Source organism: Donghicola mangrovi (assembly GCF_013377535.1).
GTDB lineage: Bacteria > Pseudomonadota > Alphaproteobacteria > Rhodobacterales > Rhodobacteraceae > Donghicola > Donghicola mangrovi.
On sequence record NZ_JABCJE010000002.1, the window covers coordinates 75871 to 94415 of the forward strand.

Sequence of the window (18545 nt, forward strand, 5' to 3'; positions counted from 1 at the left end):
GGGCATTATGGCAGAGGTTCTGGTTCTGGGGGCAGGGATGATCGGGGTCTCGACCGCGCTGGCCTTGCAAGCCCGAGGGCACGCCGTCACGCTGGTGGACCGCCGCGACCCGGGGCAGGAGGCCAGCTATGGGAACGCCGGTTACATCTGCGGAGATAGTTCCGAGCCGTATCCATTGCCCCGCGATTTTCGGACCTTGGCGGCGTTCGGGCTGGGGCTGCGCAATGACGTGACCTACAACATCGGGGCGGCGCTGCGGATGGCGCCTGCGCTCTGGCAGTATTTCCTGCATTCGCGGCCCGACCGCTTGGCCGTGCAGTCCCGAACCTATGCCGAGATGTCCCGCCGCGCGCCCGCCGCGCAGGTCCCCTTGATCGAAGCTGCGGGGATGGGGAACTTGATCAGCCGCACAGGTTATTACGAAATCCGCCGCGATCCCCGTCAGGCCGAGGCTGACGCCCGCGCCGCCGAGGAAACCCGTGTCCGTTTCGGCGTCCGCCCCGAAATCCTGAGCGGCGCTGATCTGTGTGCCCGCGAACCGGCGATCCGGGCGCAGGTCGCGGGGGCGATCTGGTGGCCGGATACGTGGCTTTGCGCTGATCCGGGGGCCTTGGTTCAGGGCTATGCTGACCTGTTCAAGGCGCGGGGCGGGGCTTGGGCGAAGGGCGACGCCAGCACATTGCGCCAAGGCGGGCAGGGTTGGCAGGTGGACACCGACAGCGGCCCCGTGACGGCGGAGCACGCGGTGGTGGCCTTGGGTGCGTGGTCGCCTGCGGTGCTGGCGCAGTTCGGCTATCGCATCCCGATGGTCTACAAGCGCGGTTACCACGCCCATTTCGACGCGCCCAAGGGGCTGAGCGCCTCGATCATGGATGGGGACAATGCGGTGGTGCTGACCAGCATGACGCGCGGCCTGCGGTTGGCCACTGGGGCGGCGCTGGTGGATATGAACGCCCCCGCCGATACCCGCCAGATCGACAGCGGCGTGCAGGGTGTTTCCGACATCATCGAACTGGGCCCGCGCGTGGCAGAGCCCCAGTGGTTCGGCACGCGCCCCTTCATGCCCGACATGCTGCCGGTAGTGGGGGCGGCCCCGCGCCACAAGGGGCTGTGGTGCCACTTTGGCCACGGGCATCTGGGCTTCACGCTGGGGCCAGCCTCGGCCGATCTGTTTGTCGAAGCGTTTGAGGGCGCGCGGTCCGAAATCCTGTCCGCCCTTGATCCGGCGCGGAAAGTGGCTTTGGGCTGACAGGCATTCTGCTAGCGACGACGGGCATTTACGCGGCTGCATAGATGCAGGGTGGCTTGGCCGTATGGCCCTGTGCTAGGCGCTAAGCAACATTCACAAGACGCCTTTTCCCGATGCAGATAAACCAGATCACCCGCACCGCAATGACTTTGGCCGTTGGCACCACGGGCGCGGTGGCGATGTCGCTAGCAGGTTTTCCGGCGGCCCCTTTGGTGGGGGCGGCATTGGCGACCTCCGCGCTCGCATGGTCGGGGGTGAAACTGTACCTGCCGACACGCCTGCGCGACATGGGCTTTCTGGTGATCGGCAGCGCGCTGGGATCGGGGTTCCGCCATGAAATTCTGGGGCAAGTCGGCGGCTGGGCCCTCAGCCTGATCCTGCTGTGCCTGTCCATCTACGCGACCATCGCCATCAGCCGCCTGATCCTGATGAAGGGCTTTGGCAAAGACAGCGATACCGCGCTGCTTGCCAGCTCTCCGGGGACGTTGTCTCTGGCGCTGTCCTTGGCGGCGGACGGTCGGGGAGATGCGACGGCAGTGCTGATCCTGCAATGTATGCGCCTGCTCATTCTGTCGGCGGTGCTGCCGCTGGGGATGATTACCTTAGGCATCAATCCGGGTGCGTCCGGTGGCCCGACCGTGGATCTGGCGGCGCTGCCCCTGATCGCTGTGCTGGTGGCCGGTGCCGCCGTGTCGTGGCTGATCGCGAAACGGAAATTTCCGGCCGCCTATCTGCTGGGGGGCATGGTTGTCAGCGCGGTGGCCCATGTGACCGATCTGGTCCACGGGATGCCGCCGGAATGGCTGCGCTTTGCGGGGTTCTGCGTGACGGGCTCGGTGATGGGCGTGCGGTTCACCGGCATCCGGCCTGCGGATATCCTGCGGCTGGCCGTGGCCAGTATCGCCAGCGTCGGGGCGGCGGCGCTGATCTCGATGGGGTTTGCCGGGGTGACGGCGGCCCTGACGGGGCTGCCGTTCGGTCAGGTCTGGGTGGCCTATGCCCCCGGCGGGGTCGAGGCGATGGCCGCCATCGGCCTCGCGCTGGATTTCGACGGCGCCTATGTGGCGGTGCACCATCTGTGCCGGATCACGTTCCTGCTGGTCCTGATCCCGTGGATGGCACGCCGCCGCAACGCGGCCTGATCAGGCGTCGCGCTTGGTGGTCTGGGTCGCGTGCGCCTCGACGATGGTGCGCAGGCGCCATGCGGCCCACATGCTCATGCAGAATTCGTTGTTATCCTTGCCCAGTTTGTTCGAGTGGGCGAGGGCGGTGGTGGCGGTAGCGGCAACAGGCTTGGACATCTGCATTCTCCAACCCGATCCGGCGTTTTTGTAGGCCAGAAGGGGACACAAACAACGGTCATCATTGACCGAACGGGCTTAATTGTAAGCTTAACGATACATAAACCTACCCTTACGGGGTAGAAAAAAGTTAACAGTTAATACCATAGATACAGGTTTTGTTCAGATTTTAACCTGTTTCAGGCGCGGCCGGTGGCGCGCGTGCAGCCCAGTACGAGAAAGCAGAAATGACGCACCCGTCAGGCGGGAAACCTGACGGGCACTACGAGGTATTCCCGGAGGAATAGGGTGAATCAGAGGGTCATTGCCCGCGCGGTGTCATCCAAGAACTGACCCAGCTTCTGACGGTCCAGCGGCTTGAGCAGCAGCTCGATGCCCAAAAGCTTGCAAGTCTGGCGCAGGTCAGGCGAACGGTCCGCTGAAATGATGGCGCAAGGGATGCGGCCCAGACTGTCGCGCACCGCGCAATAGAGCTCGGTCCCCGACATGCCCGGCCCCAACTGGTAGTCCAGCAGCAGCACATCCGGCGAGATTTGCAGGACCGACAGCAGGTCCAGCGCGGAGGGGGCATCCTCGGCCTCGATCACGTTGACGCCCCAGCTTTCGACCAGAATGGAAATGGCGCGGCGCAGTTGCGGATCGTTTTCCACCAGCAGCACGATCAGGCCGGACTGAGCCAGACCCACGGGGCGCATGGGGCGGCGGGACGGGGTCATGGCCGGTTCCGCTTTGCCTGCGACGGGGACGTTCACCATAAAGCAACTGCCACGACCGACCTCGGACCACAGGCCCAAGGGGTGGCCCAGACGGGCGCAGGCGCGCTCCACGATGGCAAGGCCAAGGCCAAGACCTTCGTTCGCGCTGGCCTTGGTATCAAGGCGTTTGAATTCTTCGAAGATGGCGCTCTGGTCTTCTTCGGGGATGCCGACGCCGGTGTCCCACACCTCGATCCGGGCGGAGCCGCCGTTGCGGCGCACCCCCACCAGCACGCGCCCTTTGGGGGTATAGCGGATGGCGTTCGAGATCAGGTTGCGCACGATGCGGCGCAGATAGGACGGATCGCTTTCGACCATCAGGTCGCTATCGACGATGCACAACTCCAGCCCTTTGCGGGCGGCGTGGATGGTCATTTCATCGCGCAAGGGCCGCAGGATTTCCCGCAGGGCAAAGCAGCGGATGTCAAAACTCAGGCCGTCGGATTCCAGTTTGGAGATGTCGAGCAGCGCGTCGATGATCTGCTCGGCGCCGGTCAGGGCGGTTTCGGCCTTGGCCAGAACGGCGACATCGTCCTGATCGGTGGCCTTGTCGGCCAGTGACGAGATGAACAGTTTCGCCGCCGACAAGGGTTGCAGCAGGTCGTGGCTGGCCGCCGCCACAAAGCGCGATTTGGACGCGTTCGCCCGTTCGGCGGCGGACAGGGCGTCCTCTAGCTCCAGCGTGCGTTCCATCACCCGCTGTTCGAGGATTTCGTTCAATTCGTACAGCTTCTGCGCGGCCTCGCGTTCGGCGGTCACATCGGTGCAAGAGATCACAAACCCCTGATCCGGCATCCCGCGACCAAAGATTTGCAGGGTCATATGCTCGCGCTTTACCTCGAACGAGATCGGGTATTTCGGCCCCTTGGCCATCGCCCACCGCAGGAATCCCATGCGGTCCATTCCGCGGCTGAAGCGGACGTCATCCCCCAGCCGTTCCAGCAGCCCGTCAAAGGACGCGCCGATGGTCAACCGGCGGACGGGGACGGACAGCAGGTGGCTGATCTTCTGGTTCCAGCCCACAAGCTGCGCGTTTTCGTCGAACACGCAGACCCCTTGGTTCAGGTGGTCCAAGGTCGCGCGGATCATGCGGGTCTGCTTGTCTTTCAGGCGGGCGCGTTCCTGACGCTCCATCCGCATGATGTCGGTCACGTCGGTTTGCAGAACCACGGTGCCGCCGTTGCTGGTGCGGTGCTCGGACACTTGCAGCCAGCGGTCGCCGGTCAGTTCGACGTTGAACATGACGTGGCGGTCCTTGTGACGGCGGATGCGGCGGGCGCACCAACTGTCGGCGGTTTCCTCGGGGGGCAGGGCCAGTTGCGCGGATTCCGCGATGTGGCGCACGTATTCGTCAAACGACAGACCCGGCTTCAGGTATTCCTGCATGTTCCTGAAATCACGGCAGAACCGCGAGTTCGACATGACCAGATTATCCTCTGGGTCAAACAGGGCGAACCCTTCGGAGACGGTCTCGATCGCGTCGGCAAGGTTGCGGCGGGCGGCCTCGGTCTCGGTATGGGCTTTGGCCAATGCCACGTTGGAGTCGTGCAACAGCTCCAGCGTGCTTTCCAGTTCCAGCGTGCGTTCGCGCACCCGCTTTTCCAGCAGGGCGGCGCGTTCGAACTGGGCATAGGCCGCGTTGGATTGCGCCGTGCCATATTCGACACGGCTCATGAGGGCTTGTGTGATCTTCAACAGCTTTTCATTCTGGCGTTCCAGACTGTCAGCAGGATTGATCAGGGACATTCAGCAACCTCGTTGTCGTTGGGGGGATAGATGGCGACACCGGTCAGGGTCTGGTTGACGTGCAGCGCCCCGAACTGTTCCCCGTAGGTCGAGAAACCGATCACATGATGCTGCGACAGCAGGGCAGAGACCTCTCGGGTTTTCTGGCGCTGGTCGGCAGCGATGCGGCGCAGGATGCAGTCACACCCTAGGATCAGATCGGGCTTCTGCTCGGCGCTCAGGCGTTCCAGACCGTCTTGCAGATTTTCCACGATGTCGCGGTGTTCCGCCAGCGTCAGGACCATGCCTTCGTTGATGGCAGAAAAGAACACCAGCTCGCCCCGTTCGTTTACCCGTTGGATCGCGCGGACGTGGTGGCTGTCCCCCAAACGGACCACCACGGGATGCTCGGCAAAGGTAAAGGGATCAAGCTGGTTCGGGTCTTTGCCAAGCAGACGCGCGTATTCGGCGGCCGCCGGTTCGGCATTGATTTCCTGTACCGTGCGGGCCTCGGGGTCCGCAGCGGTGACGACCATCCGCATCTCGGTGGGCGCCAGATTGTCGTGGCTGAACACCTTGACGGGGCAGGAGCTGCGCACCAGCGCCAGCACTGCCGCATTTTCAAGGATCTCGCCGTTATGGCTGAGCCATGTCTGACGGAAATTCACCCCGTCGCCCGCCGATCCCCCGAACAGCGGCATGGGCCCCAGTCCAGAGGCCAGCGTGGTGGTGAGGTTTTCTTCGCTCATCGACAGACCGTCCACCAGAAGCAGCGCGAACTCGTGTTGGCGGTCGGGCGCGGACTGCGCCAGGGCCATGCGTTGCTGGATAAGGCTATCAATGATCTGTTGGTCCTCGGCCAGGTTCAAAAGGTCGAGCGAGTAGGTGACAGAGGTGAAGTACCGCGCGGGGAACCCCACGCAGATCACCTGACCCTCTTCGTACCCATCGGCACCCAGCTCGCCTGCAGTCGTACAGGCAAGAACGTCAGAACCCCCGAAGCAGTTAGAGGCTGCCTCGATTAACTTTTTAAAATCCGCACAGGGCGCAGCAAACAGGCAAACAAGCGCAAATGTCTCGTCTCCCAGCTGTGACCTGATCTCCTCCATCAGGTCAGGCTGGTCGCAAGCCACCTGCGCCACGCGCATTGCCTTCTTGTCAGCGGTCTCCTCCCTGGCGGAGCGATGGTACGCTCCGTTCACTCGACCGGTGTCCTCTTACATATTTACCCGAGGATGGGCGATTACTCGAGGGTTGGCAAGACCCGGCTGAAGTTGGCCTCTTGGGCAATCAGAACTGCCTGAGTTCGGCTGTGAACCCCGAGTTTTCGCATGATTGCAGTGACATGGGCCTTTACCGTGGTTTCGGCAATGGACAGGTCATAGGCAATCTGTTTGTTCAGCTTACCTTCGCAGATCAGATTAAGAATGCGGGCTTGCTGGTTTGTTAGCGTTGACAACCGCGCCAGTGCTTCCTCTTGGCTGTTGTTTTCGCCGTTCTGGCCGTTGGGGTCGATGTATCCCTCGGGCACAAAGGGGTGGCCTGCCTTTACGGTATCATAGGCCATCTGGAACACAGCGCGCTGGGCTTGCTTGGGGACAAAGCCGTTCGCACCGGCCTGAAGGGCGCGGCTGATCATGCGGTTGTCCGACATGGACGACGCAATAATGATAGAGGCTTTGGGCGTTGCGTTGCGCAACCGGATCAGACCGTCCAGCCCGTTCACGTCGGGCAGGTTCAAATCCAGAATGATCATGGCGATCTTGGGATCGCGATTCACGACCTCCAGAGCTTGCTCAAGGCATCCGGCCGTGTGGATTTCGCCGAAACTGGCGATTGATCGCAAAGTCAGCGTCAGGGCGTCACAAAAGAGCGGGTGGTCATCGACGACCAGCGCGTTTCCGGCTGCGATCTGCGAAGTGGCGCGTTCTTGCATGGGGTGTTTCCTTTGGTTCCTCGTCCAAGGATAGCCGGAATTGATCGGCCTCTGCTGTTACCAAAAAGTCTAATACCTGTTTTCCGCCTGTCATACAGGCGCAGGCATTTCCACCCTGCAAAAAGAAAGAACGCCCGGTTGGGGACCGGGCGCTCGGGAGCCTGACATGGGTCAGGTTGGGGATTAGTTGGCAGCCATCTGCTTGGGCAGTTTGAACGTCCAGACCATGCCGCCCTGGTTCAGGTAGTTAACCTTCTTGGCAACTTCGCCGCCCCACAGCGGAACCGCGCCACCCCAGCCGGAGACGACCGATACGTACTGCTCGCCTTCCATTTCCCAGGTGATGGGCTGGCCAACGATGCCCGAGCCGGTCTGGAACGACCACAGCTTCTCGCCGGTTGCGTCATCCAGAGCGATGAACTCGCCCTCGGGGGTGCCGAAGAATACCAGACCGCCAGCGGTGGTCATTACGCCGCCCCACAGGGGTGCTTCGTTCTTGTATTCCCAGACCCACTCGCCGGTGTCGGGGTCGATCGCCTTGAGCGAACCGATGTGGTCTTCGTAGTTCGGCTTGATGGTAAAGCCCGAACCCAGGTAGGCAGCGCCCTTCTTGTAGGTCACAGGCTCGTTCCAGATGTCCATGCCCCACTCGTTCGAGGGAACGTAGAAGTTGCCGGTGTGCTGGCTGAACGCCATCGGCATCCAGTTCTTGCCACCCAGGAACGAGGGCGATGCGAAGACGACTTCGCCTTTGCCGCCGTCGGTCGCGTTCGCGGGGTTACCCGGACGGTTGCCTTCGACGTAGATCGGACGACCGGTCTCGTCGATGCCTTCGGCCCACGAGATGTCTTTCACGAAGGGCTTCGCCGAAACGAATGCACCGTCTTCGCGGTTCAGAACGTAGAAGAAGCCGTTACGGTCAGCAGTTGCGAAACGCTTGTTGCCCGAGCGGTCGGTGTAGGCGACGACTTCGTTCACACCGTCATAGTCCCAGCCTTCGCGGGGGGTGGTCTGGAAGTGCCACTTGATGTCGCCGGTGTGGGGGTCGATGCCGACGCGGCTTGCAGCGTACAGGTTGTCGCCTTTGTTGCCGTCGGTGGGCTCGCCTGCGTTACGCAGCCAGCTGTTCCAGGGTGCGGGGTTGCCTGCGCCGAAGACCAGAGTGTCGGTCTCGATGTCGTAGGAACCACCCAGCCAGGTTGCGCCGCCGCCGGTCTTCCACAGGTCGCCCGGCCAGGTCGCGTTCAGCGTACCGGTCATGGTCGACTCTTTGCCGTTCAGGGTGCCCATGTGGCCTTCGATCATCGGACGGGTCCAGACGACTTCGCCGGTGTCGGCGTTGCGGGCCTGAACTTCGCCAACGATACCGAATTCGCCGCCGGAGTTACCGGTGACAACCAGACCGTTCACGATCAGCGGAGCTGCGGTGTAGCTGTAGCCAGCTTTGTAGTCAGCGATCTTGTCGCGCCAAACGACGTCACCGGTCTTCAGGTCCAGCGCAACGATACGTGCGTCCAGGGTGCCGAAGAAGATCTTGTCGCCATAGATGGCTGCGCCGCGGTTGATCACGTCACAGCAGGGCAGGATGCCCTCGGGCAGACGGGCGTCGTACTGCCAGATTTCCTTGCCGGTTGCGACGTCGATTGCGTAGAGACGCGAATACGAACCGGTCACATACATGATGCCGTCGTAAACCAGCGGCTGGGTTTCCTGACCGCGCTGCTTTTCGCCGCCCATCGAGAAGGCCCAAGCGGGGACGAGGTTCTTGACGTTATCTTTGTTCAGGGTTTCCAGCGGCGAATAGCGCTGGAGATCACGGCCCATACCGTTGGTGACAACGTTCGAGGTGTCAGTACGGTCGTTGGCCAGCATCTCTTCGGTAACCTGAGCGTTTGCGGCAGCAGTCATTGCCAGTACGCTCACCGATACTGCGGCGAGAAGTTTCTTCATTATGTCCTCCCTAGACGGTCAGTTCAGCACCCGAGAAAGTGATTTGGGTCCTGTCCCGATCATCAGTATACGGAAGCGATTGCCCTAGGGTACGCGGCCTTAGTCTTACGACCCCTAGAGACTTGACATACTGTCGTTCGATACCTGTTTGCGAGTCGCTGCATCGGCAAAAAGAAGTTGCGGGGCCAAACCGGAATCCGGCCGGCCCCGACAGGCGCAAAGGGCGCTTATTTCGAGACTGCGGAATTGTCCTGAGTGGTGATCGAACTCAGGTAGGCCAGGATGAATTCCTGTACCGTCGGGTCCGAGATTCCCACATGGCGCATCTTGGTGCCGGGCATGAAGCCGTCATTGTCCTCCATCCATGCGCGCAGGGCGGCAGGGGTCCAGACAATGCCCGAAGCTTCCAAAGCGGTCGAATAATCATAATCGGGATAGGTTCCGGCCGCGCGGCCAACGACGTTTTCCAGCGGGGGGCCATAGGAATCGTGATCGGCATCGGGGGCATGGCAGCGGCGGCACTCCGCCTTGAACAGGGTTTCGCCGGCGGTGACTTTGACGGCCTCGAAGGTGCTGTCAGCTGCCAGTGCAGGAGCGGCGGCCACTGCGGCCAGAACGGCGAAAGCCATGGAACTGAAACGGTGCATTTTTCCCTCCTTGGGTTGTGCACCAACAGGCTATGAGTCGCGTCAAAGCTGGTGTTTGATGCATGTCAACGGGAGGGGTCCGCAAATATCGTCCTTTGGTCGTAATTTGCGCATTTCGGGCGGCTTGGTAGCATGTCCGCAACTATCAGGGAGGAAATTCGAATGACTTTTTCAAGGGCGATGGCCACCGCCTGTGCGGCACTGATTCTGGGTGCCGGGGCGGCCTTGGCGGAAACCCCGGTCATCCGTGCGGCCGTGCTGGAGACCGGCACCGTTAATTGGGAACTCGATACCATCAAACATTACGGTCTGGATGCGGCCAACGGCTACACGCTGGACGTGCAGGGCGTTGCGGGCAACCCCGCCGCGCAGGTCGCCTTTCAGGGCGGCGAGGCAGATGTGATCGTGTCGGACTGGCTGTGGGTCGCGCGTCAACGGGCGGAAGGTCATGACTATGTGTTCGTGCCGTATTCCAAGGCCGTGGGCGGTATGCTGGTCCCCGGTGACAGCGAAGCCAAATCGCTGGCCGATATGAAGGGCAAGAAGATCGGCATCGCGGGCGGTCCCTTGGACAAGAGCTGGCTGATCCTGCGCGCCTATGCGCAAAAAGAATACGGTATGGATCTGCAAGCCGAGACTGAGCAGGTGTTTGGCGCGCCGCCGCTGATCTTCAAGACCGCGATGGATGGCGAAACCCAGGGCGCGATCAACTTCTGGCACTTCATGGCCAAGATGGAAGCGGCCGGTATGCGCCAGCTGGTCTCTGTGTCCGAGGCCGCTCTGGCACTGGGACTGGACCCTGAAACGCCGCTCTTGGGGTATGTCTTCAAGGGCGAGATGCTGCGCGACCACCCCGAGGTGCTGGCAGGCTTCACCGCTTCGTCCCGCGCGGCCAAAGAAAAGCTGGCTGGTGACGAAGAGGCTTGGGCCCGTCTGCGCGACCGCATGAACGCCAAGAATGACGCACAGTTCAACGCGCTGGTCGCGGGCTACCGTGCGGGCATCCCCGGTGATGGCGCGGTCAACGAAGAGGCCGCCGCCAAAATGCTGGCGCTGATGGCGGACCTTGGCGGCGAAGAGCTGATCGGCAAAGCCACCACGCTGCCCGAGGGCGTCTTCGTCCAGCCCGGCAGCTAACGCATGTCGTTGCGGCTTGTGGCCTCGAATGGAACGATCAAACAGGCGGAGGTCACTCCGCCTGTTCTGTCCGTTGCGTTAAAGGGGAAATCCTTTGGCGGGCGGCAAGTGCTGGGGGCGCTGGAGCTGTCGATCGCGGCAGGGCAGACCGTTGCGCTGACCGGCCCGTCGGGAATCGGGAAGTCCACCTTGGTGCGGATCATCGCCGGACTGGAGCGGGACTTTGACGGTGAGGTCACGCGCCCCGAACGCATCGGCATGGTGTTTCAGGAACCCACCCTGATGCCGTGGCGCACGGTCGAGGATAACCTGACCCTGACCACCGGAATTTCCGACATCGGTGCCCGCAAGGCGCTAGAGGAAGTGGGGCTAAAAGGGCGGGGCGGTGATTTCCCCCGTCAGCTGTCCCTTGGGCAGCAGCGGCGACTGGCCTTGGCCCGCGCGTTCGCCGGATCGCCGGAACTGATGCTGCTGGATGAACCCTTCGTGTCGCTCGACCCGCAAATGGCAGACGAGATGATGGGCCTGTTCGAACAGCTCTGTGCCCGCCGCAAGGTGGCCAGCCTGATCGTCACCCATTCCGCAGAAGAGGCCAAGCGTCTGGCAACCCGCATCTTGCGGCTGGACGGAAGCCCCGCGCGGATCGTGCAGGGCTGACCTGTTTTCAGAACAGCGGGGCGTAACGCCAGTTGTCCGCGTCGGGGGTGACCTCGTCCAGATTATAGTCCGCGCCTTGCAGGCGGCGGGCGATCTGCAGGCCCTCGTTCGCGGCCTCGTCTACGTATTTCCGGCCCAGTTCCGCGTTCTGCGCGATGCCATAGCCGCGCAGCAGATTGACGCCGTGGTTGAATTTGCCCACCGGATCACCCAGTTCAGCGGCGCGCTGGTCCCATTGGGCGGCCGCGTCGGGATCATATTCCCCGCCAAAGCCGTTGTTCTCCATATAGCTCATCCACGTCATCGCGGCGGTATAGCCCGCATCGGCGCAGGCCTTGAAGATTTTGCGCGCGCTGTCGTGGTCGCCCGACTTGGTCATCAAATACCCAGAGGCGCACACGATCATGTCCACTTTGCCTTCTTCGGCTTTGCGGACGTTGTTGCGCCAGGTCAGTTCCTCGGGGTTGAGGGTGCCATCTTCGGGGCCGTATTCCGCGGCCATGACAGGGGCCGCAAGAATGGCGGCAACGAAAGCTAATGTGAAATGCATGAAAAATCCTCCCATGCGTGTCCTATCACAAAAGCCCCTGTTTTTCACGGTTGCTATGGTCGTAGATCAGCCCTTGCGGTTGGCCATGCCCCGCGCCGGATCATACCCCCAGATCGCCAGCAGCATGAACCCGACCAGCGCCAGCAGGGTCCAGAGCAGGGCCCACGGCTCGAGCTTGGTATAGAGGGCAAAGCGGATCAGTTCGACCGCGTGACTGAACGGATTGGCCGCGCAAATGTCCCGCAGGATGGGCGAGCTTTCGGCCATTTTCCACAGCGGATAAAGCGCCGAAGACAAGAAGAACATCGGGAAAATGACGAAGTTCATCACGCCAGCAAAGTTCTCTAGTTGCTTGATAAAGCTGGACAAAGCCAGCCCAAGCGCCCCCAGCATCAGTCCCGCCACAATCAGCGCGGGCAGGGCCGCCACATAGCCCCATGGATCAACCGTGATGTCAAACAGCGCCGCCACCGCAAGGAAGGTATAGACCTGTAAAATCGAAATCGCCGTGGACCCGCACAGTTTCGAAAACAGCAGCCACCAACGCGGCAAAGGTGCGGTTAGCAGCAGGCGCATGGAGCCCATCTCGCGGTCGTAAACCAGCGACAGACTGCTCTGCATCCCGTTGAACAGCAGGATCATCCCGCACAGGCCGGGCATGATGTAGGTCTCGTAGGTGATGTAAGTTTGATAGGGCGGAATGATCGACAGCCCCAGCGCCGCGCGAAAGCCCGCAGCGAACACCAAGAGCCACATCAGCGGGCGCACCATCGCGGCCAGAAACCGTTCGCGCTGGTGGACGAAACGCAGCGCCTCGCGTTTGACGATGGCGCTCAGGGCGGTGAGATAAATGTTCATGCCTGTGCTCCGGTCAGGGACAGGAAATAGTCGGACAGGTCCATGCCGCCCCTGAGGTCCCCCGCGTGTCCGTCGGCCAGTTTCTGGCCCTGATGAATGACGATCAGGCGGTCGGGGTCGTGAACCTCGTCGGTCAGGTGAGTGGCCCACAGGACGGTCAGGCCATCTTCGGCGCAAAGCTGATGCACGTGGTCGGTGATGGACCGGCGGGCGGCGGCGTCCAGACCCACGGTGGGTTCATCCAGCAGCAGCACGTCGGGATTGTGGATCAGGGCGCGGGCGATCTCTGTGCGGCGGCGGTGGCCTCCGTTCAGGGCGCGGGCCTTTTCTCCGGCGCGTTCGCGCATGTTCAGGCGGTCCAGCGCGCTGTCGATCCGGCGGGTGGCCTCGGCCCCCGAAATCCCGTGAAGGGCCGCGAAATAGGACAGGTTCTGGCGCACGCTCAGGTCCAGATCCAGCGTCTGGTTCTGGAACACCACCCCCATGCGGGCCAGTGCGGCGCGGGGGTGGCGGGTCAGGTCATGACCGGCAATCTCGATCCGCCCCTCGGAGGTGGTAAAGAGCCGCGTCAACAGACCGTAAAGCGTGGATTTCCCCGCGCCATTGGGCCCGAGGAGCGCGCCGAAGGCCCCTGTTTCCAGCGTGAACGAGACCCCCTTCAGGGCCTCTTTCGCGCCATAGCGATACTTCAGGTTCTCGACGCGCAAGCCAGCGGTCATTCGATGGTGATCTCCAGTCGCTGGGTCTCGCCGGTGGTTTTCGGGATTTTCAGATAATACTGTCCCGGTTTCAAAGCGATAAACCCGATTTCCATTTCCCCCGCCTCGTCGAATTCGATCGAGTCCAACCCCAGCGGGCGGATTTCCAGACCTGAGACGACGATCTCGTCGATCCAGATTGCACGGAAAAACTCTGGTCCGACAAGCCCCAGTTCCTGACTGCCGTCGCCCTGAATTTCAAACTCGTAGTAAATGCCGGACTTCAGCACCCACGGCGCCTTGGTCAGGGGCTCGCCTGCGGACAGTTGGATCGGCTCCAGTTCTTGCTTGTTCTTAGAGGACAAGAGCCCCGCCAGACCAAAGTTGTTGTCTTCCGCATGGGCGGCCAAGGGCAGGGCGGTCGCCAGTGCGGCCGCCAGAAGCGTACGGATCATCCTGTTTCCTCCGGATTAATTGGTGGGCCGGAATGCCGCGCCCCAAGGGAAGCGACCGACCTTGATGGTTTTCAGAGCCTTGCGGCTGTTAACATCCACAACCGTCACGTCGCCGGAAATGCCGTTCGTGGTGAACAGTAGCGACTTGTCGGCGTTAAAGGCCATGTGCCAGACGCGGCGACCGACCAGAATGTAATCCTCGACCTCGTAGGTTTCGGCGTTCACGACTGCCAGATGGTTGGCAGGCCCCAGCGCGACAAAGGCGTATTTGTCGCCCTCGGAAAGCTCGAATCCCACGGGCTGGATGCGGTCGGGGTGGATGTTCGGCAGCTCGAAATGGATTTTCGCCTTTTCCTGCTGGGTGGCTACATCGAACACAGAAATGGTGCCGCCAATCTCGGTGCTCACCCACATCTCTTTGCCGTCCTTGACGAATTCGGCGTGACGGGGGCGGGAATCAACCAGCGTGTTGGCGAAGAGCTGGCGCGTGTCGGTATCGATCCAGTGCGCCATGTTCGTGGTTTCGGACGTGGTGATCGCGATCTTGCCGTCGGGGGAAATCGCCATGCCTTCGGGCTCGATCCCGACGTCGATCTGCGCGATCACGGTGCGGGATTCGGTGTCCACCACGGTGGTGATCGCGTCATTTTCGTTCGCGATATAAAGGTGCCGGTTGTCGGGGTGCAGAACGAACTGCTCAGGGTCCTCGCCCGAGGGCAGGTCGTGCAGGATCTTGCCGGTTTCGGGGTCGATCACCTGAACCGCATCGCTGTCTGACGCACAGACATAGAGGTACTTGTAGTCCTTGGAAAAGATGATGCCGCGGGGACGTTCGCCCACCTCGATGGTGCGGGACACTTCCATCGTGTCGATGTCGATCACGCTGACGGTGTTGTCTTTTTCGTTGGTGACCCAGATTTCATCCGCATAGGCGGGGGCGGCCATAGCCAGCATCAGGGCGATCAGGGAAACGCGCATGGATTACTCCTTGAATGCGGTGCACTGGCTCTCGGGGGTGTCGAGGCCAAGGGTATCAAGTTCGGTGCGTTGGTGCAGGAACCCCTCGAGCGGGGCTTGGGCCACAACGGCGTTCGGATGGACAAGGGCGATGGGCTGGCGCATCTGGCCGTTCCAGTCGCGGAAGGTCATGGGCGCGCCCTTGAAACCCGCCAGTTCGAAATGGTCGGACAGCATAAAGCTGCGCAGGGTTTCAGGATCGTCCGAGCTGGTGCGGGTCACGGCCTCGCCGATGCTGCGGACGGCGGCCCAGGTGCCGTAATCCTCGGGGCGCATGTCGCGGCCGGCCAGTTCGTGGAAACGGAATTGCAGCTGCGCCGCGCCCCACTGTTCGACCACGGACGCCCATGTGACGGGCTTGATCCCTTCGGAGCCCGCAAGGGGGCGGGGCAGCCACGTGTTGTACATCACATAACGGCCGAAATCGCCGATCTCGTCCGCGACCAGCAGCACATCGTAATCCCCGAATTCCTGAGTGAACAGAGGCACTTCGGCGCTGGCGTTGCGGCGCATGTCGGCGTTGAAATCCCACACCTTGGAGGCGGCGATCTTCATCCCGAATTTGCGGGCCGACCGCGTCAGAGCCACCGCAAAGGACTGGTCGCGTTCATTGGTCCCCGCCACCAAGGCCAGCCGCGACCAACGCTTTTGCAGCAGGAATTGCATCAGCGCATCTGTGCGCATCAGCATCGACGGCGCGGTATGCAAGAGGTTCCGGCGGCACTGACTGTCGCGCAGTTCCGGAGCCTCGTTGGTGCCATTGATAAAGAGGGCGCCTTCGGCCTCGGGCAGATCGGTGATGGCCAGAATATCGGGCATCGGCGCGTCCAGCACGATCAGATGGCTTTCGGCGAGTGCGGCGCGGGCCTCGGCCAACAGATCGCCGCCCACGGGCACATCATGAACCGTCAGCGAATAGGTCTGCCCCAGAAAGCGGCCGGTCGTGGTGTTGTCGATGATTGCCAGTTCTGCCCCGCGCAGGCCGTTATCCTCGGGGATGCGGTCCAGATTCGATAGGGTCGGGGGCTGCTCGACCTGCTGACGGATCAGATGGATCGGAATCGCCAACTCTGCCGACGCCAAGGCAGGCGCAACGGCACAAGCCAATGCACAAAGGGCGCTGGTAAAACGCATGGTGGGTCCTCCTCGGGGGTACGCTATGGGGGCGGGGGCACAGGTGAAATACGACCAATGTCTCACGCCCGTATCCTTCAGATAGTACCGTCCCCCAACCAAGGTCTAATACCGTCCGCTGCGGTCGCATTTATAACTGACAAAAAAGACGCGAACACGGCACTACGGAGGAGACCCCAAATGCCCAAGAAGATTTCATCGCTCGCCCTTGGTGGCGTTGCCCTCGTCCTGACCGCAACCCTCGCGCTGGCTCATGGCGACGTGGCCCCCCAGCCGGTGAACACCGATGCACTGCCCGACGTTGGCGAAGAGTGGCTGAGCGAAAACCCCTACCGTGAAGAAGCTGCCGGCAAAGAAGTCTGGGAAAAGGCGATCGAGATCGGCTCGTCGGGCTTTAACCAGAACTGCGCACGCTGCCACGGTTTGGGTGCGGTTTCGGGCGGTCTGGCCCCTGACCTGCGCTTCCTCGAGGCCGAAGAATTCGGTGACGAATGGTTCGTAGAGCGCTTCCAGCTGGGCTACACCCAGAACGGCATCACCAAGATGCCCGCGTTCGGTGAACTGCTGGGCCAGAAGGCCGCTTGGGCGATCCGTACCTACATCGAAACCCGTCCCGATCAGGACCAGATCGACGAGCAGACCCCTGCGCTGCTGGAACTGCGCGACGCTCTGGCGTCGATGGCCGAAGGTGGCGAAGGTGACGCGGCTGCGATCCACGATCAGCTGGCCGAAATCGGCAATGGCATCGAGACCCTGTCGGGCGCACCGGTTGCAGACAGCGTGGCCAGCAAGGCAGCGCACATCCTGGAAAAGGGTGGCGACGATGCCTTCCATAAGGCCGCCGAGACCCTGACCATCGGCCTGTCGTCGGCTCACTAACATGCAGCGAGCAAGGGCCCTTTCTCTCCCCGCTCTTGTTCTCTCTTTGGTCGTGGGCGGCGTTAGCGCCGCCCATGCCGAGGACCCATGCGCGGATTTCACGCCTCAGGCCAAACCCCAGAACGCCAGCCGCGACATCGTCGGGCAGGATCTGGACCAGATCATGGAGCAGGGCTCCATTCTGTTTGCGGTCTATGATGATTACGCGCCCTACAGCTGGCTCGAGGATGGCAAGCCCCGCGGGGTTGACGTCGATATCGCCAAGCTGATCGCCGAATATATTGGCGTCGAGCCCAAGTTCAATTTCGTGCTGTCCGGTGAGAACCTAGAGCAGGACCTGTTGAACAACATCTGGAAGGGTTCCGCCGTCGGGGGCCGCGTCTCGAACGTGATGATGCGCATTCCCTATGATTCCAAATTCAAATGCCGTGTCGAGCAGGTGACCTTTACCGGTCAATATGCCGCCGAGAGCATTGCCATTGCCTATGACAAGGCAAGCTACCCCGAGGATCTGCCCGTTCCGGCCTATTTCCGGTTCGACAAGGTCTCGGTCGAGAATGACTCCATCTCCGATTTCTATCTGTCCGGTCTGGCCGGTGGTCAGCTGATGACCAACATCGTGCGCTTCCCCAACATGGAGAAGGCGATGGATGCGCTGGAAAACCACGAGGTCAAAGCCTCGATGGGGCCGCTGGCGCAGCTGGAATACGGTGCGACCGATGCGATCGGGATTCACCAGCCCTCGCTGGCGGGATTTGCGGTGTCGAAGTGGACTTTGGGCGTTGGCGTTCATCTAAGCTACAAGGACGTGGCCTACATGGTGGATGACGCGATTGCTGCCGCGCTGGCGGATGGCCGGATCGCTCAAATTTACGCCGATTACGGGCTGACCCACCAAGCGCCGGTACGCTGATCCGGTTAAATATGCGGTGAACTCATCCCTTAGTCTAATATGCCATTTGACTGACGTCTCATAGGCTTGATGATGGAAGTGAGGGAGGATCGTTACCGTGAACATGAACGACTCGCGAGAGATCGCAGCCACCCCCGAGGCGGTGTGGGCTGCGATCCTTGATCCGGAAGTGCTGCGCCAGTGCGTTCCGGGATGTGAAGAAATGCAGGGCAGCCCCGAAGAGGGCTTTGATGCGACCGTTGTCCAGAAGGTCGGCCCCGTAAAGGCGAAGTTCTCTGGCAAGGTCACCCTGTCCGATATGGTCGCGCCCCAATCCCTGCGCCTGAGCGGCGAAGGCAAGGGCGGCGCTGCGGGCTTTGCCAAGGGCGAAGCGACCGTGACCCTCGCGCCTTCGGGTGCTGGCACTTTGCTGACATATGACGTCGAAGCCAAGGTTGGCGGCAAGCTCGCGCAGCTTGGCAGCCGCGTCATCGACGGGTTCGCCAAAAAGATGGCCGACCAGTTTTTCGAGAATTTCCAGAACGTTGTCGAAGGCGACGCTGCGGCCGAGGAAGCGCCCGCAGTTGAAACCGTCGCAACCGAGGAGACCGCTGTTGAGGAGCAGCCTCAGGAAGAAAAGAAAGGATTTTTCAAGCGTCTGTTCAGCTGAACAGGCAGCGATTGATTTGAGTTGATCGCGACCCA

At 61.7% G+C, this 18545-nt stretch carries 19 protein-coding genes; 7 read left to right on the forward strand and 12 right to left on the reverse strand.

Features of this window, described 5'->3' with window-relative positions; translation table 11 throughout:
- The first annotated feature begins 7 nt into the window (after window positions 1-7).
- Window positions 8-1249 carry an NAD(P)/FAD-dependent oxidoreductase gene (locus HJ536_RS04895; RefSeq protein WP_177156894.1) on the forward strand — a complete coding sequence of 414 codons (1242 nt, stop codon included), beginning with the start codon at window positions 8-10 and terminating at the stop codon, window positions 1247-1249.
- A 113-nt stretch (window positions 1250-1362) separates the two neighbouring features.
- Window positions 1363-2391 (forward strand): AbrB family transcriptional regulator, encoded by a 1029-nt coding sequence (locus tag HJ536_RS04900; RefSeq protein WP_177156895.1) that lies wholly within the window; start codon window positions 1363-1365, stop codon window positions 2389-2391.
- On the opposite strand, the gene HJ536_RS04905 is transcribed toward HJ536_RS04900, so the two are convergent.
- The 6 genes from HJ536_RS04905 to HJ536_RS04930 all read right to left on the reverse strand — a co-directional run bounded on the left by HJ536_RS04905 (window position 2392) and on the right by HJ536_RS04930 (window position 9563).
- Window positions 2392-2550, reverse strand: a complete 159-nt coding sequence (locus HJ536_RS04905; RefSeq protein WP_176854051.1) for a hypothetical protein — start codon at window positions 2548-2550, stop codon at window positions 2392-2394.
- Window positions 2551-2843: 293 nt separating this feature from the next.
- The gene (locus HJ536_RS04910; protein ID WP_176854052.1) at window positions 2844-5051 is read right to left on the reverse strand and encodes a hybrid sensor histidine kinase/response regulator; all 2208 of its coding nucleotides are present in this window, start codon (window positions 5049-5051) and stop codon (window positions 2844-2846) included.
- Complete coding sequence (locus tag HJ536_RS04915; protein WP_338082407.1) at window positions 5042-6232, reverse strand: FIST N-terminal domain-containing protein; 1191 nt, start codon at window positions 6230-6232, stop codon at window positions 5042-5044. Before HJ536_RS04915 ends, HJ536_RS04910 begins: the two co-directional genes overlap by 10 nt.
- Window positions 6233-6273: 41 nt before the next feature.
- Window positions 6274-6966, reverse strand: coding sequence for a response regulator (locus tag HJ536_RS04920; RefSeq protein ID WP_176854054.1), 693 nt, complete (start codon window positions 6964-6966; stop codon window positions 6274-6276).
- A 183-nt stretch (window positions 6967-7149) separates the two neighbouring features.
- On the reverse strand, window positions 7150-8916 hold the full coding sequence (locus HJ536_RS04925; protein ID WP_177156896.1) for a PQQ-dependent methanol/ethanol family dehydrogenase: 1767 nt from the start codon (window positions 8914-8916) through the stop codon (window positions 7150-7152).
- A gap of 227 nt (window positions 8917-9143) precedes the next feature.
- Window positions 9144-9563 carry a c-type cytochrome gene (locus HJ536_RS04930; RefSeq protein WP_228028428.1) on the reverse strand — a complete coding sequence of 140 codons (420 nt, stop codon included), beginning with the start codon at window positions 9561-9563 and terminating at the stop codon, window positions 9144-9146.
- Window positions 9564-9725: 162 nt separating this feature from the next.
- Here HJ536_RS04930 and HJ536_RS04935 point away from each other — a divergent pair, with 162 nt between their 5' ends.
- Together HJ536_RS04935 and HJ536_RS04940 are read left to right on the forward strand one after the other, a co-directional pair.
- On the forward strand, window positions 9726-10700 hold the full coding sequence (locus tag HJ536_RS04935; protein ID WP_177156897.1) for an ABC transporter substrate-binding protein: 975 nt from the start codon (window positions 9726-9728) through the stop codon (window positions 10698-10700).
- A gap of 3 nt (window positions 10701-10703) precedes the next feature.
- Window positions 10704-11357: an ABC transporter ATP-binding protein gene (locus HJ536_RS04940; protein WP_177156898.1), complete on the forward strand. Its 654-nt coding sequence runs from the start codon at window positions 10704-10706 to the stop codon at window positions 11355-11357.
- A gap of 7 nt (window positions 11358-11364) precedes the next feature.
- On the opposite strand, the gene HJ536_RS04945 is transcribed toward HJ536_RS04940, so the two are convergent.
- From HJ536_RS04945 to HJ536_RS04970, 6 genes are all read right to left on the reverse strand, one after another.
- Window positions 11365-11907 (reverse strand): tetratricopeptide repeat protein, encoded by a 543-nt coding sequence (locus HJ536_RS04945; RefSeq protein WP_177156899.1) that lies wholly within the window; start codon window positions 11905-11907, stop codon window positions 11365-11367.
- Window positions 11908-11973: 66 nt separating this feature from the next.
- The gene (locus HJ536_RS04950) at window positions 11974-12765 is read right to left on the reverse strand and encodes an ABC transporter permease (protein WP_177156900.1); all 792 of its coding nucleotides are present in this window, start codon (window positions 12763-12765) and stop codon (window positions 11974-11976) included.
- Window positions 12762-13484, reverse strand: a complete 723-nt coding sequence (locus tag HJ536_RS04955) for an ABC transporter ATP-binding protein (protein WP_177156901.1) — start codon at window positions 13482-13484, stop codon at window positions 12762-12764. The genes HJ536_RS04950 and HJ536_RS04955 overlap by 4 nt, the downstream gene beginning before the upstream one ends.
- Window positions 13481-13918 carry a hypothetical protein gene (locus tag HJ536_RS04960; RefSeq protein WP_177156902.1) on the reverse strand — a complete coding sequence of 146 codons (438 nt, stop codon included), beginning with the start codon at window positions 13916-13918 and terminating at the stop codon, window positions 13481-13483. The genes HJ536_RS04955 and HJ536_RS04960 overlap by 4 nt, the downstream gene beginning before the upstream one ends.
- A 15-nt stretch (window positions 13919-13933) precedes the next feature.
- Window positions 13934-14896, reverse strand: a complete 963-nt coding sequence (locus HJ536_RS04965) for a YVTN family beta-propeller repeat protein (RefSeq protein ID WP_177156903.1) — start codon at window positions 14894-14896, stop codon at window positions 13934-13936.
- A gap of 3 nt (window positions 14897-14899) precedes the next feature.
- Complete coding sequence (locus HJ536_RS04970) at window positions 14900-16069, reverse strand: ABC transporter substrate-binding protein (protein ID WP_177156904.1); 1170 nt, start codon at window positions 16067-16069, stop codon at window positions 14900-14902.
- Window positions 16070-16249: 180 nt separating this feature from the next.
- Between HJ536_RS04970 and pedF the strand changes: the two genes are divergently transcribed.
- From pedF to HJ536_RS04985, 3 genes are all read left to right on the forward strand, one after another.
- On the forward strand, window positions 16250-16948 hold the full coding sequence (gene pedF / locus HJ536_RS04975) for a cytochrome c-550 PedF (RefSeq protein ID WP_177156905.1): 699 nt from the start codon (window positions 16250-16252) through the stop codon (window positions 16946-16948).
- Window position 16949: 1 nt separating this feature from the next.
- The gene (locus HJ536_RS04980; protein WP_176854065.1) at window positions 16950-17861 is read left to right on the forward strand and encodes a substrate-binding periplasmic protein; all 912 of its coding nucleotides are present in this window, start codon (window positions 16950-16952) and stop codon (window positions 17859-17861) included.
- A 97-nt stretch (window positions 17862-17958) separates the two neighbouring features.
- Window positions 17959-18510 (forward strand): SRPBCC domain-containing protein, encoded by a 552-nt coding sequence (locus HJ536_RS04985; RefSeq protein WP_177156906.1) that lies wholly within the window; start codon window positions 17959-17961, stop codon window positions 18508-18510.
- The last annotated feature ends 35 nt before the right edge of the window (window positions 18511-18545 follow it).